At 39.1% G+C, this 256-nt stretch carries 1 pseudogene; it reads left to right on the top strand.

Going from position 1 to position 256, the window contains the following annotated elements:
* Positions 1 to 256, top strand: a pseudogene (locus V6256_RS15370) (ABC transporter substrate-binding protein); the annotation flags it as partial.

The following is a 256-nucleotide window of genomic DNA, read 5'->3' as shown; positions in this document are numbered from 1 at the left end:
ATGGAAGCACCTTTGGGACAAGCTGCCCTCTCCTTTTATTACGACAGTTTAAAAGTCTATCAGCCACCACAATCGCTAGCTGAATTACTGAGCTGGACAAAACAACATCCCGGTCGATTTACTTTCCCTAAACCCCCTGAGTTTTTAGGAATGAGCTTTTTAAAATATGCTCTAATTATTTTAAAAGAGAATCAGCCAGACGATATAAAAAATAAACTTTATCAAGCGGCTACGGCAGAAAGTGTAGCACAGATTT

It is taken from the genome of Psychromonas aquatilis, assembly GCF_038155185.1.
Classification (GTDB): Bacteria; Pseudomonadota; Gammaproteobacteria; order Enterobacterales; family Psychromonadaceae; genus Psychromonas; species Psychromonas aquatilis.
The sequence above is the reverse complement of the archived record's forward strand: the minus strand, read 5'-3'. Positions and strand labels throughout refer to the sequence as shown.